The 15,366-nt window shown below is 68.9% G+C and carries 10 protein-coding genes; 2 read left to right on the forward strand and 8 right to left on the reverse strand.

All coding sequences use genetic code 11. From position 1 onward, the window contains the following. Window positions 1–58: 58 nt before the first annotated feature. Window positions 59–3,187, forward strand: coding sequence for a DEAD/DEAH box helicase (locus ACYVPE_RS11775; protein ID WP_461033444.1), 3,129 nt, complete (start codon window positions 59–61; stop codon window positions 3,185–3,187). 532 nt (window positions 3,188–3,719) lie between these two features. Here ACYVPE_RS11775 and ACYVPE_RS11780 read toward each other — a convergent pair. The 3 genes from ACYVPE_RS11780 to ACYVPE_RS11790 all read right to left on the reverse strand — a co-directional run bounded on the left by ACYVPE_RS11780 (window position 3,720) and on the right by ACYVPE_RS11790 (window position 7,210). After that, a complete protein-coding gene (locus ACYVPE_RS11780; protein WP_461033445.1) occupies window positions 3,720–4,187 on the reverse strand; it encodes a tetratricopeptide repeat protein in 468 nt (155 codons plus the stop codon). A 12-nt stretch (window positions 4,188–4,199) separates the two neighbouring features. Beyond that, window positions 4,200–5,933, reverse strand: coding sequence for a helix-turn-helix domain-containing protein (locus tag ACYVPE_RS11785; RefSeq protein WP_461033446.1), 1,734 nt, complete (start codon window positions 5,931–5,933; stop codon window positions 4,200–4,202). 398 nt (window positions 5,934–6,331) lie between these two features. Continuing rightward, window positions 6,332–7,210: an EamA family transporter gene (locus ACYVPE_RS11790; protein WP_461033447.1), complete on the reverse strand. Its 879-nt coding sequence runs from the start codon at window positions 7,208–7,210 to the stop codon at window positions 6,332–6,334. Window positions 7,211–7,279: 69 nt separating this feature from the next. On the opposite strand from ACYVPE_RS11790, the gene ACYVPE_RS11795 reads away from it, so the two are divergent. After that, window positions 7,280–8,146, forward strand: a complete 867-nt coding sequence (locus tag ACYVPE_RS11795) for a LysR family transcriptional regulator (RefSeq protein WP_461033448.1) — start codon at window positions 7,280–7,282, stop codon at window positions 8,144–8,146. Here the strand turns inward: ACYVPE_RS11795 and ACYVPE_RS11800 are convergent. The 5 genes from ACYVPE_RS11800 to ACYVPE_RS11820 all read right to left on the reverse strand — a co-directional run bounded on the left by ACYVPE_RS11800 (window position 8,128) and on the right by ACYVPE_RS11820 (window position 15,276). Further along, entirely contained in the window at window positions 8,128–8,748 is a 621-nt protein-coding gene (locus ACYVPE_RS11800; RefSeq protein WP_461033449.1) for a hypothetical protein, read from the reverse strand. The genes ACYVPE_RS11795 and ACYVPE_RS11800 overlap by 19 nt on opposite strands. Window positions 8,749–8,824: 76 nt before the next feature. After that, the gene (locus tag ACYVPE_RS11805; protein ID WP_461033450.1) at window positions 8,825–11,935 is read right to left on the reverse strand and encodes a hypothetical protein; all 3,111 of its coding nucleotides are present in this window, start codon (window positions 11,933–11,935) and stop codon (window positions 8,825–8,827) included. 98 nt (window positions 11,936–12,033) lie between these two features. Next, window positions 12,034–12,813, reverse strand: a complete 780-nt coding sequence (locus tag ACYVPE_RS11810) for a nickel/cobalt transporter (protein ID WP_461033451.1) — start codon at window positions 12,811–12,813, stop codon at window positions 12,034–12,036. Then, on the reverse strand, window positions 12,810–13,511 hold the full coding sequence (locus ACYVPE_RS11815; RefSeq protein WP_461033452.1) for a hypothetical protein: 702 nt from the start codon (window positions 13,509–13,511) through the stop codon (window positions 12,810–12,812). The genes ACYVPE_RS11810 and ACYVPE_RS11815 overlap by 4 nt, the downstream gene beginning before the upstream one ends. Window positions 13,512–13,611: 100 nt before the next feature. Continuing rightward, window positions 13,612–15,276 carry a purple acid phosphatase family protein gene (locus ACYVPE_RS11820; RefSeq protein ID WP_461033453.1) on the reverse strand — a complete coding sequence of 555 codons (1,665 nt, stop codon included), beginning with the start codon at window positions 15,274–15,276 and terminating at the stop codon, window positions 13,612–13,614. Window positions 15,277–15,366: the final 90 nt, after the last annotated feature.

A 15,366-nucleotide genomic window follows, 5' to 3' on the forward strand; every position in this document is an offset into this window, starting at 1 on the left:
TGACATCCGTCCCGAGCTTACGGGAGGGTTTCGGCATCGAAGATACTTTGGAAGTGGGATGACGTTTCACGGACTTTTCGTCGGTATTGACTATTACGAATCGGAGTTCGATGGCTTGCGGTTCGCGCAACGGGATGCTGTCGTACTCAGAGCCCTGTTCGACGACAACCTTGAAGGGAAGTCGACCCTACTCCTTGACGGTGATGCCACCAAGGGCAAATTTGTGACAGAAATGCGGCACCTCGCCGAGGTCAGCACGGACGAGGACTTCGTCGTGATCGCCTTCTCGGGGCACGGCATCACCGGGGGCGCTCTGGCTCTGCATGACACCTTACCGGGCAGGCTGAGCGAAACTTCCTTGTCGCTGGTCGATCTCGCCGAACTGACCCGAGGAATCCGGGCGCGCGCCCTGCTCTTGGTGCTGGACTGCTGTTTCTCGGGGCATGCCGCCGACAAGGTTATACGGATTTCGCAGGACGGCTATACGAGCCGCGATAGTTCCGTTTCGGCGACGAATAGACTCAACGAGATCCGCGAAGCCGGATATGTTGTCATCGCCGCCGCCGGTAGAGGTCAGGAAGCCTTTGAAGAGCCGAAATTCCGTCACGGTCTGCTCAGCCACTACCTTATCCAGGGACTGCTCGGCCATCCTGAAGCCGTCGATGACGGCAAGGTGTACATCCTCAAGTTGGCGCACTATGTGTTCAAGAGTGTCAGTTCCCACAGGAGATCCCTGTCGCAAGAGATCCAGGCTCCCGTCCTTGGCGGCAACGTCTCGAACGTGCATCTGGAAATCTTCAAGCGAGGCCCGAATTACCTTTCGACGGCGGACGCCATGAGGCCGCAACCCGCAACCGCGGACCTTTCGTCGCTCACGGCGTATGAGATCCCGTCCCCGGTCGTGGAAGCGTGGGAGAACCGTATCGGAAAGCTCAACAAACTACAGATTGACGCCATCAACGAGGGTGCCCTGCTGGAAGGCATGAACATCCTGGTCAGCGCGCCGACATCGACGGGCAAGACCATGGTGGGCGAGTTGGGCGCCATGCGAGCGATAGCTGAGGGGAAGAAGGCCATTTTCCTGCTCCCCACCCGTGCCCTCGTCAACGAGCTGTATGAGACGTTCCTGCGTTCCTACGGTCCTCTCGGGATCAAGGCAATTCGTGCCACAGGCGAGCTGCGCGAAGAAATAACCGACTTGATTAGTGGGCGGTTCGAACTTGCAGTTCTTACCTACGAGAAGTTCATCGGGCTGCTGCCCAAGCGTCCGGATCTGCTCGGCACGGGTGTCCTGGTCATCGATGAGATCCAGTCCCTCACGCTGCCTGAGCGCGGTCCGTTGCTGGAAACCCTGCTCACCTGGCTGAGAGTGCGTGACGGCTTGACAGAAACGCCGCAGATTGTGGGGTTGTCCGCGGTGCTCGGGAAACCCGATGAACTCGCCCGGTGGCTCGGCGCAAACCTCGTGACGGGCACGCGCCGGGATGTCCCGCTGTTCGAAGGGGTGATGGGCCCGGACGGCCACTACCGGTATCGGGACCAGCAGGGCAACCAGTTGACCGAGCAGATGCTGGAGCCGGAGAACACCACCGAGCGTGTCATGGACGAGCGACTGGTGACGCGACTGGTGAGCAAGCTGGTCGGGGAGGGGCAACAAGTCATCGTCTTCTGGGCCACGCGCGCCCAGGTCCGCGCGTTCGCCCGAAGGCTTGCCCGCATGCTTGGGCTGCCCGCCGCCGACACCACGCTCGAAGCCCTGTCCAACGAGGACGGTGGACGGTCCACCGACCTGCTGCGCACGTGTCTGGAGGGCGGGGTAGCTTTCCACATTGCGGACCTCACGACGGAAGAGCGTCGCCTCCTGGAACTCTCCTTTCGGAGCCCGGACAGTGAGGTGCGTGTCCTCGTGACCACAACGACCCTGGCCCAGGGCGTCAATCTGCCTGCGGACTCCGTCGTCATCTGCGAACTGGAACACCCTCCGCCGAACGCTCGGCCGTATTCGGTCTCCGAGTACAAGAACATGGCAGGCCGAGCGGGCCGCGTTGGCCTGGTGAAGCAGGGCCGCGCGATTATCTGGGCCCAAGGGGCCGCAGACGCCGACCGGAAGTGGCAGCAGTACGTCCAGGCGGAGCCCGAGGAAGTGCGTTCGGCGTTGCTGGAACCCTCCAGGGACATACGTGCCGTGATCCTCGCCGCTCTCGCCGAACCCGCAGTCCTCGCCCACCGTCGCTCGGGGCCAGACGTCAAACGGTTCATGGCCGCCACCTTCGCCGCGCACCAGTCCAGAGCGAGCGGCTCGCCCGAACCTTTCCCTGTGTCGGAGGTCCGGCACACGGTGGTCGAGCTCGTCACCGGCGGTTTCCTCAAGGGAACGCCGAGTGGGCCGGACGGACTGCCAAGCCGGCTTGCCCTGACGGAGCTGGGCCGGCTCGCGGTCCGCAGCGGTCTCGGCGTCGATTCCATCACGGCGGTGGCGGATGCGCTGGCGGACGTACCGGCGGACCGGATCAACCGCGCCACGCTGATCTGTGTCGCTCAGCTCTCCTGCGAGCTGGACGACGTCCGGTTCAATCAGCTCCCGCGGAACCCGTATCAGGAACGCACCCATCTCACCCGGAGGCTGAGGGAACGTGGGGCCGCTGACCCGGTGCTTTCCAGACTCGTGGGTGTTCCGCCCAGGGACGTCGGTATCGGCCGTGCCCGGCGAAGCATCGCCTGCCTGATGTGGACGGAGGGGATCAGGCTCGCTGGCATCGAACGTGCGATCAGCGACCCGGCGAAGCTGACGAGGCCGGATGTTCCGGGACCGGTCCAGCACGTGGTGCAACGGACCGCCGACGTGATCGCCACGGTCGTCGAGATCGCCCTCCACCTGCACCCGACCGCCGATCTTGGCAACCTGCCCGATGTCCTGCCCGCTCAGCTCGAACTCGGCATCGTCGCAGGTCTGGTGCCCATCGCCTGGCACGCGAAGGTCTCCCTCGGCCGGCCTGTCTTCATCGGTCTGGCCAGAGGCGGGCTGATCTCGCCGGCGGAGATCCTCGCGGCCGATCCCGAGCGCTTGCTCGACTGTGTCGGTGGAGACCTCGAACGTCAGCGCGTTGTGCGGGAGGCCGCAGTGGCCGCGCAGGAAGAGGCGCACGAGGTCGATCTCCGGGATCTGCGTCCGCCTGTGGACGACTGACCTCTGGTGGGCAACGTGCCGGTGTCCGTGTGGAGATCCGGCCCGCCGGCGGACAGTCTTCCTATGGGGCCGGCGGTGCGAGCGCGGGTCAGGACTTCCATCGAACTGGTTGGAGGACTGGTTCGGACGCTGGGAAAGGGCCCACACGGCCTGCTCTGCCAATCGCTCAAGTACCGCGTCCACGCGCCGGCGCGCGGTACGTGGGTCACGGTCGAGCTGTGTTGCGATGCCTCTCAGCCGTTGTCCGAACCGTTCGGTGCCGGAACCGTCCAGGGCGAGTGCTCGCCTGCCGAGCGCGGCCATTTTCGCCGGGAGTGCGTCGGTCAGCTCCAGTAAGCATTGGGTGAGCTTGACGCGCTGCGCCGCCTGGCCGTCGCCGTGGGCCACTCCAGCGATACGGTGCAGGGCATGACCGGCACGCGCGAGGGCGGCAGGATCGTCGATCCCGAAGCCCTTGCGGAGGCTCTTGAGCCCTGCGAGGACCTCGGCCGTGGTCGGCCGCGAGTCCGGCTCGGGAGGATTCCAGGGCATGTCAGAAAGCCAGGCGGACACGTGCTTCCCCGAGCATGATCGGTCCAAGCCCGCCGTAGAGGGTGTCGGCCCGAGCCCACAGCTCAGCCGCCTTCTCCAGGTCCCCCGACGTCTGACGGATGTTGCCGAGACCAGTCAGGGCACGTGCCATCTCGTAACGACTTCCGCAGGTCTCGGCCAAGCTGAGTGCCTCCTCATACTCGTCACCGGCGACCTGCAGGTCGCCTGATCGGAAATGGGCCCACGCCACGCAATTCACCGACATCACGACATCCAGTTCAAGCCCCATGGCATGAAATTCCTCACAGGCCTGCCGCGCATGTTTGACAGCCTTGGGGAACAGTTCCAGCTCTGCTTCAATCAGCGCGATTCCTCGAAGCGTGATGGCGGAATTTCGCCTGTTTCCAAGTCGTCGGTAATGGTTGAGCGCTGCCTGTAGACCGAGGAGGGATATTTCGTACTCGCCCAAATAGAATCTTGTTCAGGCCAGATTGGAGATGGCGTTGACCCAACCATGCTCATCGTCCAACTGCTCGTACAAGGTCAAGGACTGGTGGAAGTGGTCGGCGGCAGTGTTCAGATCTCCTCGGTCAGCGTAAGCGATACCGAGATTACTCAGGCTGATGGCAATCCATGCGCGGGCACCCACAGCTCTGGCAGATTCGACCGCCGCCAGATGAGTCTCGATCCACGGGCCCCACAGTTTTGCGAGATAGAAAAACTCTCGCAACGTGAAGGCCAACTGCAGACACAGGGAGTGCAGCTCGCGTTCGGCCGCCACGCGGCACAGTGCCACCAGGCAACGCCACTCGGATTCGAGCCATGCAACCGCTGCCGCGCGGTGGACGAAGGGAACCGGCCTCTCGGGGAAGTCGTCGAGGATGACGGGCGGCCGATAGCGCTGGGGTGTGAGCAGCTTGTCCGATGCTTTGGCATGGCGGAGATAGTGGTCGAGCAGACGCAGAACGATGCTGTGCTGTTCCTCAACCGTCATGTCGAGGAGAAGTAGACGCCGCGCGAACTGACGCACGAGATCGTACATAGTGACGCGATCGGACCGTTCGTAGGCCACGAGATGCCTGTCCGCTAGGCCGTCCATCAGCATTGTGGCGCCTGGCAGATCGGTCTCTGTCAGGACCGCGACGGTGCGGAGGTCGGCGCTCGGCCCGGGATGCAGTGCCAACAGCGCAAGTGACCTGCGCTGTTCAGTGGTCAATCCCTCACAAGACACGGTCAGGGCAGCGGTGACACTGCGATCCCCGTCATCGAGTAGCTCGAGCCGGTGGGTCTCGTGCGACAACATTTCTTCGAGTTCAGCCACGTTCCGCATCGATCCGCTGCGGATTCGAGCGGCGGAGATGCGCACTGCCAGTGGCAGTCGGCCGCAGTGATCGACGACGGCGCAGACGATGTGGTCCGCGGCACCCACCGCCCGCTCCCCTCCGACGACTCGGAAAAGCGCGTCCGCCTCCGTGGTGCTCAACACCCCTACCGACAGGTGTGTCGCGTCATCAAGAGCCCAGAGCCGTTTCCGGCTGGTGATGAGGAGCTTGCACCCGGGCTCGGCTGAAAGCAGCGGAGCGATGTCCGCCGCGCTACGGACGTTGTCGAGGAGTAGTAGTAGGCGCTTTCCGCGAATTCGACTTCGCCAGAGGTTGGCAAGTGCGTCCGGCCGGGACGGTATCTGCTCCAGAGGTACGCCAAGCAGCCTGAGTAACGAGTCCAGGACATCTCGTGTACTGCTGGGTGACTCTTCCTCGAAGTCGAAAAAGAAGCATCCGTCGGAGAAGGATGCTGCCGCGTTCCAGGCTGCTCGGAGCGCTAGGGCCGTCTTTCCCACGCCTTCCAGACCGCTGAGCACGCACACTGGGCTTCCAGATCCACTGCCGAGGAAATCGGCAATGCGAGCAAGTTCCTCCGAGCGCCCGATAAAATGAGAGGGTGAAGGAGGAAGCCCGACAATCGTCTTCACCAGGCCTCCCTTCGTTACATTTGATACTTCACCACGGATGAGTGCTGCCAACTCGCCGTGCGCCTCCAGCGCCTTGTCGCAGCGTTCGGCGAACTCCCAGGTCGCCGTCATCATTCCCCTCTCCACCTTGCTGAGGTGGCTCTTGCTGCAGGAGACTTGCTCGGAGAACGCAGTCAGGGTGAGCCCACGCTCGCCACGTCTCCGCCGGAGCTCGCTGCCGAAACCATGGGTGACTTCTTTCATGACCTCAAGTACCTCTGGAGCATGGTCTGCTGCAAGTGAAAGAGCTGGGCGATGCTGACTGAGCCGAACGTGCCGTGGATCAACGCGACAGCAGGCCTGGGACGTTGCACGGATTCTCCAATCCATTGTGGAAGGAACGACCTCGGCCGCACCGACCTGGGGTCGTCCTCGTGCACGAAGCCAGCATTGCACAAGCGGAACCAGGCAGTCGGATGTTTTCTGTTTCCAGCCGCAATTGGAAACAGGAAACCCAGAAGTGGGCGTTTGCCGTGGCGCCTCCCAGTGGGCTGACCTGCGCTGACGGACGCCGCCGGACGTCGAGGGGCCACTGGTCGGGGAACTCACAAAAGCGCAGGTCGAGGTTCGATTCCCTCCGGTGGCACTCGAAGTGATCCGGATCAACGCTCAGTTGGCTTGGCCTGTTCGTTGTGCCGGGGGTGGCTGGCGTCGCCGCCGTGGGATAGGGCGGCGGCGTTGGTCGTCACGATGATTGTGATGGCGAGCCAGGAGGCCGGGGCGAGGTGTTGGTCGAGGACGGCCAGGCCGACCAGAGCGGCGAGGGCCGGGTTGATGCTCATGAAGATGCCGAAGAGGTGGGGCGGGACGTGGCGGAGGGCCAGGAGGTCGGCGAGGAGGGGGACGGCGGAGGAGAGGATGCCGGCGGTCAGGGCGTAGGCCAGGGCGGGCAGGGTGGGCGGGTGGTGGTGGAGGGTCCAGGCGCCGACGGGGAGGTAGAGGGCGGCGGAGACGGCCGCGGCGGTGGCTGAGCCCTGGAGGCCGGGGAGGCGGGCGCCGAGGGTGCGGTTCAGGAGGATGTAGCAGCCCCAGCAGAACGCGGCCAGCAGGGCCAGGGCGATGCCGAGGTAGTCGGTGGACGGGGTGGGGCGGACGAGGACCGCGACGGCGCCGGCGGCCGCGAGGGCGGCGAGGAGGTCGGCGCGGCGGCGGGAGCCAGCCAGGGCGACGGCGAGGGGACCGAGGAACTCCAGCGTGACGGCCAAGCCGAGGCCGATCCGGTCGATCGCCGTGTAGAGGGACAGGTTCATCGCGGCGTAGACGAGCGCTAGGCCGAGTATCGGGCGCCACTGGGGGGTGCTGAAGTGGCGTGGGTGGGGCCGGCCGGCCGCGAGCAGGACGGTGGCGGCGACCCACTGGCGGATCGCGACGACGCCGAGTGGGCCGATCACGGGGAAGGCGAGTGCCGCGATCGAGGCGCCGACCTGGTTGGACAGGCCGCTGCCGAGCATCAGGGCGACGCCGCTGGAACGGGAGGGCATGGGTTCACGGTGGGGGAGGGCAGGGGGATACGCGAAATGCATGTGGGGGGTGATCTATACGATGGGTGCATGGATGGGAACGGGGTGGAGCTGCGGCACCTGCGCTGTCTGGTGGCGATCGTCGACGCCGGCGGCTTCACGGACGCCGCGCACGAACTCGGGCTGTCGCAGGCCGCCGTCTCGCGGAACCTCGCCGCGCTGGAGCGGGTGCTCGGGGTGCGGTTGCTGCGTCGGACGAGTCGGGAGGTCGCTCCCACGGCCGCCGGGGTGGCCGCTTTGGCGCGGGCGCGGGTGGTGCTCGCCGGGGTGGAGGAGCTGGTCAGGGAGGCCACCACGGGGCACGGTCGGCTGCGGGTCGGCCACGCCTGGTCGGCGTTCGGCCGCGCGACGACGGAGTTCCAGCGCCGCTGGGGTGAGCGGCATCCGGAGACCGAGCTGCGGCTGATCCGGCACAACACCCCGACCGGCGGGCTCGCCGAGGGGCTGTGCGACCTCGCGGTGATCCGGGCGCCGATCGACCTGCGGTCCTGGTCGCACGTGGTGATCGGCCACGAGCCGCGCTACGTCGCCCTCGCCTCCGACGACCCCTGGGCCCGCCGGCGCGGCATCCGGCTCGCGGAGCTCGCCGGCCGCACGCTGGCGGTCGACCGCCGCGTCGGCACGACGACGCTCGACCTGTGGCCCGAGGACGAGCGGCCAGCCGTCGAGTACACGCGGGACATCGACGACTGGCTCGCCGTCATCGCCACCGGTCGCTGCGTCGGGGTCACCCCCGAGTCGACGGCGGGCCAGTACCGGCGCGACGGCATCGTCTACCGCCGGCTGCGGGACGCGGAGCCGGTGGCCGTGCGGCTCGTGTGGCGGACCGAGGATCCGCATCCCGCCACCCACGCCGCCATCGCGCTGGCGGTCGACCTCTACCGCGAGGGGCCGTAGAGGTGCTCGACCGCCGCCGCGTGCTGCTTCCGCACGCGGCTCAGGTCCTCCTGGCCATAGTGCCCGTTCGCTATCAGCTCCTGGTACATGCGGACGGCGGTGTGGCCGAGCACGTCGGCCTGTCCCCGCACCGACTGACCGAATCTCTCCAGTGACGGGGTGTCGCCCGGGCGCAGCAGAGCCTGGTGGACGGCCAGCAGACGGGCGAGGCAGGCGGCGGCGTCCGCCGTGTGGGCGATGAGGGCCGCGGGCTGTGCCGGTCCGTCGCCGCCGGACCGCAGCGCCTCGCGCACGCCACGTGGGTCGACCTTCGACGGATCCAGCCAGCGGTAGGCGTCGAAGGCCCGGAGGGCGGCCTTGACGGCCAGCCGACCCGGGCCCAACCGCTCCCACAACCCCGCCTGGTTGTAGCAGGTGGCGCCGAGCACCCAGATGTGCTGGGGGTTGGACGGCTCCGACCTCCGCAGCCTCAGGACGATCCGCTCCGCTCGCCTGCTGGCCCGAACCGCCGCGCGCCACTTCCCCCGGGCGGCGTGGAACGCCGCCGCGTCACGGGCCCGTTGGAACCGTGCGGTCCGGACATCCGGGTGTCTGTCGGACACCGGATCCCTCCTTTCCGGATTCGGATGTGAGTGGGCAGCGGACCACGGGAGCGCCGGGAGGGGACCCGAGCCCCCGCTAGCCCGGGGCGCCGAACTGGTGGAAGGCGTCGAGGACGAGGGTGCCGGTGCGGACGGTGATGGTGGCGGTGTGGGGGCCGGGATCGAGTCCGGTCAGGGTGTAGGCGGCGGCGCGTTCGCCGCGGGCGGTCACGGGGTGGTCGGTGGCGACGGGGCGGCCGTCGACGGTGACGTCGATGGTGGCGGAGGTGCCGTCGCCGTCGAGGGCGAAGCCGGTGCCCTGGAAGGGGACGGTGAGTTCGGCGCCCGCGGTGCCGGTGGAGCGGGTGCGGTAGAGGAAGGCGTGGCCGGCGGTCACGTCGTGCCGCCACGCGCCGGTGTAGGTGATGCGGGAGTCGCCGTTGTCGAGGCGTTCGGTGGCGTAGGGGGCGTGGCCGGGGATCGAGCGGACCTCCAGGTTGTCGAAGCGGTTCTGGTAGAAGCCGCTGGAGATCACCACGCGGCCCGCGACGGTGTCGGCGGTGGGGTCGGTGTAGGTGAATACCTGTTCGCCGTCGAGGTAGCCGGTGTACTGGTTGCCGCGCAGGTCGAGCCGGATGGTGTGGGGCGCCGCCGGGTCGAGGTCGGGGAGGGTGCCGCTGAGGAGTGTGCCGCGGGCGCTGCCGGTCGGGAAGGCGGTGACGTTGCCGCGCTTGAGGAGGCCCCAGGTGCCGTCGGGTTGGACGGCGAAGGTGATGCCGTCGTGGGTGTCGCCGCCGCTGCCGCGGGAGTTGCGGCCGCCGAGCGCCACGTAGTTCTCGTAGTACGCGTCGGGGTCGGAGTCGACCCTGCGGGCCGGGTCGAAGGGGGTCAGGTCGAAGGCGAAGTCCAGCGACGTGGAGTAGTTGGTCCAGTGGTCGTCGCCGATCAGGGTGTGGGGGTAGGAGTTGCCGCCGTACCGCCACAGGCCCGGTTTGTTCCAGTAGGGGATGTTCTGCTGGAGGTGGTTGCCCTCGCCGGGGCCCGTGCCGGTCGTCTCGACCTCGAACGCGCCACCCATGTCGGTGGCGTAGCGGGGGCTGCCGCCGCGGCGTGCCACGTAGTCGCCGGGGTAGTCGGCGTACTCGAAGTCGTCGCGGTAGAGGACGCCGCCGGGGCGGCCGACGTCGAGGACCGTGCGGGGGTGGCGCTCGGAGGAGCCGGGTTGGTACGAGGGGACGCCGCGGAGCGTGGTGATGGTGGAGAGCGAGTGCGGTGCGAGGGTGACGGTGAACGTGCGGGCGCCGTCACCGGCGGGCCGGGTGGCGACGCGGCCGGTGTTCTGGAACCAGTTGGCGTCGTAGGCGTCGCCGGCGTCCGGGCCGCGGGTCTCGAACCTGGTCAGCGGCCGGTGTTGGGCCCGGCCCATGTCGCGGACGGTGACGGTGACGGAGACCGGGGCGGCCGTGTCGTTGGTGAGGACGGTGGAGAAGTCGGTGCGGCGCGGGTCGGACAGGGTGAGCCAGCTGGCGTCGCCGTCCGAGATCCCGTCGCCCGCCGACCAGCCCGTGCCGTACGAGGCGCCGCCGTCGACGTACTGCCAGGCGCGGCCGTGGCCGGTCTCGGCGAAGGCCGTGAAGTGCCGCACCAGCTGCACGCCGCTGTCGAGTTCGTACCAGCCCGACCACGGGTCGTGGGCGCCGATCAGCTGCTTCGCGCTGTAGGTGCCGTTCTGGTAGAAGGCGCTGATCGCGGGCTGGAAGAGGTAGCGGGTCTGGCTGGAGTCGGACGGCAGCGGGCCGGCGCCGGCGTCGTTCCGGCCGGCGTTGTGGTAGCCGAAGATGACGCGGTTGGCGATGTCGAGCGTGCCCTGCGGCCCGGTGAGGCCGCCGTCGCCCGCAAGGTTGACGCGGTTGCGCGACATGGAGGTGGGGGCGATGCCCTCGGAGTACCAGAACTCCTTCGCGTACACGGTGTTGAGGATCCGGATCGCGCGGTCGGCCTGCGAGGTGTAGTGGATCGAGACGGCGTCGACGGCGGTCAGCAGCTCGGCCGGGTCGAGCGGGGCGCCGTCGGTGCCGGTGGTCGGCTCGTCCGGGTCGCCGATGGTGTAGTGGTACGTGGCCGAGTCGCCCTCGGCCGGCGGGTGGACGGTGCCGTCGGCGCGGGTCCAGCCGTCGTACTCGCGGCCGGGGAGGACGACGCGGTAGACCTTGGCGCCGTCGAACTCGCCGACCCAGGTGACGTCGTGGGCGACGTTCGTGTAGACGCCGTCGGCGTCGACCGGGTGTTCGGGGTCGGCGTCGTCTGCGTCGAGCGGGACGGGCGCGTCGAGGGGTTCGATCGCGGCGACCTCGTCGGCGGTCAGCGGGTGCACCAGGTCGCCTGCGAAGCCGCGGCCCTTGATCTCGTCGGCGCCGACGAGCCGGATCGTCGAGGCGTAGTCGTAGCGCGGCTCGGCCTCCGGGCGCGAGTCCTCGGCCAGCCGGCGCTCCAGGTAGTCGAGGAACGGCAGCACGTCGGCGCGGTCGTAGTCCTCGTTCTTGCCGATGCCGATCCAGTCGACGGTGATGCCGAAGGTGTCGTGGACGGCGTCGATGGTCCGCTTGTACCAGGTGTAACGGGCCTCGATGCCGGCGGCCAGGCCGCCCTCCGCGGCGTCCTCCACCCACCTGGGGTCCGCCCAGCGCAGCAGGCTGACCTCGATGTCCGGGTTGATCGACTTCGCGTCGGCGGCGAGGTGCCAGCCGGCGCCGGCGAGTACGTCGGCCGCCTCGTCCGCCGCCCGCATCGAGGCGGGCTCGGTGCCGGACGAGGTGTTGGCGTCGGAGCCGAGCTCGACCTTGACCTCGGTGAGCCCCATCCCGGTCTCGGGGTTGAACAGGTGGTTCAGCAACTCCCAGTAGCGGTCCGGGTGTTCCTCCTTGTAGTCGAGGAGGAGCCGGGAGGTGTTGTTGCAGGAGACGGCGCCGAAGCCGCGGAACAGGTCGGCGGGGTTCCGGTTGATCGCGTCGCCGTCGATGGTGAACGCGCGCTCGATCGGGGTGGAAGCGGCGGTGGCCGTGGTGGCGGCCGTGGTGTCCGTGGTGGCGGCCGACTCTGGTGCGCCGCTCAGCCAGGAGACCAGGAGGGCGATGAGGAGGGGGAACGTCAGGGCCGTGCGTCTGAGGGCGCGGAGCATCAGCATCGAAGCCTCGATTCCGGTCGTCAACGCGACGCGGCACACGCTAGGGGCGGCCCGGGCGTTCCGGGACCACCCTCGCGCGCAGGCGAACAGAATCGATCAGGTTCGAAAGTGCGGGGGGCTTGTTACGTGGCGAGCGTGCTGACCGCGGCGACGAGGTAGAGGCAGCCGCCGGCCGCCACCGCCGCGCCGGCCACGGTCGGCGTCCAGGTCGTGACGGCCGCGGCGAGGCGGGCGCCGCGGATCCGGCCGGCGAGCAACGACCGGCCGCGGACGGTCAGGACGCCGACCCCGGTCAGGGTGGCGGCCATCCCGAGGCCGAACATCAGCACCAGGAGGACGGCGTTCACCGAACGGCCCGTCAGCATGCCGCTCACCAGCACCAGGAACGCGGAGGGGGAGGGGAGCAGGCCGCCGGAGACGGCGAGGGCGGTGAGGCCGCGGCGCGACCAGGGGGAGGCCACCTCGTCGTGGTGATGGTCGTGGTGATGGTGGTGGTGATCGTGGTGATGGTGCCCGTGGTCGTGCCCGGGGCGGCGGGCGCGCAGCTGGCGGTGGACGAGGTGCCCGCCGACGGCGATGACGACGAGGCCGGCCGCCACCTGCATCCAGGCGGTGACGGTCTCGGTGGCGAACCCGCCCGCGCCCGTCACCCCCACCCAGGCGCTGGCCAGCAGCAGCACGGACACCGTGTGCATGGTCGCGACGATCAGGCCGAGCCGCAGCGCGTCGCGGTACCGGCCGCGCACGCCGACCAGGTAGGCGGCCGTGATGCTCTTGCCGTGGCCCGGCGCCACCGCGTGCGCCGCGCCCACGCCGAGCGCCACCACCGCCGCCAGCCAGAAGACGGCGCCGCTGTCGAAGAGCGCGACCAGCCGGCCGTCGAGTCCGTTGACGTCGGTCATGCCGCCGCCGCCCGTCCGCGCCCGGCCCGCCTCCGCCTGACGACCGCGTAGGCGCCGGCGCCCGCCGCGATGGCGAGCGCGCAGCCGGCGACGCCGAGGGCCGCGGGGTTGCCGAGGGCGCCGCCCGGGTGGCGGGCGAAGGCCACCCGCTGGGTGCCGTCGGTGGCGGTGAGCAGGGTCTGGCCGGGGCTGCCGCCCGACTCGGCGGTGAGCATCGTCCGGTACGCCTCGTTCAGGTCGCTCAACGCGCCGACGGTGACGTCCACTTCCTCGATGTCCCGGGGGCAGCGGTACTCGAGCACGGCCCCCTCGGCGAGCAGGTCGTCGAGCGAGGTCACCTCGCCCGCGCACCTGGCGCCGTCCTGGGCGACGTGGATCCGGTCGAGCAGGTACGCCCGCAGCTCGGGGGAGCGTTGCAGCTTCTGCTCGCCGGTGAGCTCGGTCGAGACCGTGTCGAGGGCGGGGTCCTCGAAGGCGCCGACCGCCTCGCCGAGCGCCACCCAGTCGTCCTCGGCGGCGTGCCAGGTGAGGGTTGCCAGCGGTCCTGCCACGCTGACGGTGGCGGTGGAGGGTGGGCCGAACGGATGGGCCGCGGCGGACGGGGCGGGTCCGACGGCGGTCCACAGCGGGGCGGCGGCGCAGGCCGCGAGCGCGAGCGCCGCGGCCCGGCGGGTGCGTCGGGTGGGGTGGAGGGGCACGGTGTCGTCGATCTCCTGGAGGGGGCGGCCCGGGTGCGGCGCCGCGCGGTGCGGCGCCGCACCCGGGAGGGACGAACTACCTGACGAACTACCTCACCAACTACCGGGTGATGGCGATCGCCGGGCTGTCGATCCGCTGGTTCTCGCTGGTCAGGTACACCTCGTAGGAGGAGCCCTGGTTGGTCCACATGGGTACCGTGAGGGAGTAGGACACGCGGCCGAGCTCGTCCGCCGTGACGGTCCTGATCGTCCGGCCCTCGCCGTCGTCGCCGTCGGGGCGGAGCCGCACCGTGACGCGCTCGCCCGGGTCGTAGCCGAACGCCGAGACCTGGACGCGGCCGCCGGGCCGCACCGAGGTCCGGTCAACGGTGACCTGCTCGCCGACGGTGTTCTCCGGCGTGCGGATCTCGTTGACGGTGCGCTCGCCCTCGTCGTTCTTCCGGATGAGGAAGCCGTCGTGGTGCTCGCCGTTGGCGTACCGCGCCTCGTACTGGATGGTGTCCTCGGTGACGTCGATCAGCTGGTAGAGCTGCATGTCCTGGCCGTCGGTGACGATCTCGCCGCCGTTGTCCGTCCAGTTCTCGCCGTTGTTGAGGTCGTACATCTTGCCGCCGGAGACGGAGACGGCGTACGTCACGCCGTTGTGCACCGTCACGGACTCGCGGGAGTCCGCCCGGTTGCCGCGGCCGTAGGCGTGGTCGTGGCCCTGGAGCACCAGGTCGACGCCGTACTCCTCGAACAGCGGGCCCCACTGGTTCCGCACGTTGGGGTTGTTGCGGGTGCCGGTCATCGAGTAGACGGGGTGGTGGAAGGAGACCACCGTCCACGTGTTGGGGTTGTCCCGCAGCAGGCCCTCGAGCCACTCGGTCTGGGCGGCCATGACCGCCGCGTTGTTCTGGAGGTTGGAGTCCAGGGCGATGAAGCGCACGCCCTGGTAGTCCACCGTGTAGGCGGTCTGCTCGGTCTCCGCGTTGCCCGGGCCGTTGTCCGGGTACGGGAACTGCGGCCGCCAGAACGCCGAGAGCCGGCCGCTGCTGTACTCGTGGTTGCCGGGCACCGAGAAGTTGTTGACCTGGGCGTCGATGAAGCCGTCGGCCTGGTGCCACTGGCCCCACTCCTCCTCCGAGTTGGGGGAGTTGACGAGGTCACCGGCGTTGACGACCATCCGCGCCTCCGGCCGGTCGGCGAACGCCTGGCGGAAGACGCGGGGCACGGCGGAGTCGATGTAGTTCTGCGCGTCGCCGTAGTAGATGAAGGAGAACGGCTCGATGCCCTCGGCGGCGGTGGTGAAGTCGACCCACTCGCTCCAGTTGACGCCGTCGCCCACCCGGTAGGTGTAGCGGGTGTCGGGCTGGAGTTCGGTGAAGTTGACCGTGTGGTAGGTCGAGGCGTAGCCGAGGTCCGTGTTGACCGGCGTGCTGGAGACGGCCATCACGGTGGCGACGTCGCCCTCGGCCGGCCGGACGTCGCCAAGCGCGCGCGGTGCGGCGAGGATCTGGGCCTGCGCGGAGCCGTTCGGGGCGTCCGCCCGCCAGGTCACGTTCTGGCTGGTCGCGGGGGCGGTGGTCGGGGTGAGCACGACGCGGTCGGGCATCGGCGACGGCCGGTGGATGTCGGCGGCCGGGTACTCGGTCGGCGGGGTCGGCGAGTCGCTGAACGCCATCGGGGTGGCCAGCAGTCCGCTGACGACGAGCGTCGCCGTGCCGAGCACGGCGACCTTCGTACGGGTGGACCGCTTGGCCCAGACTCTGGGGATCTCGCTCACGGGACGAAGGACTCCTCACGGGGGTGGGGCGCCCCCGGGCGGTGGCGCACCGGAGGCGACTGGATTCAGCCAGGGGCAGCCGAACGGCTC

It is taken from the genome of Streptomyces mayteni (assembly GCF_054783955.1).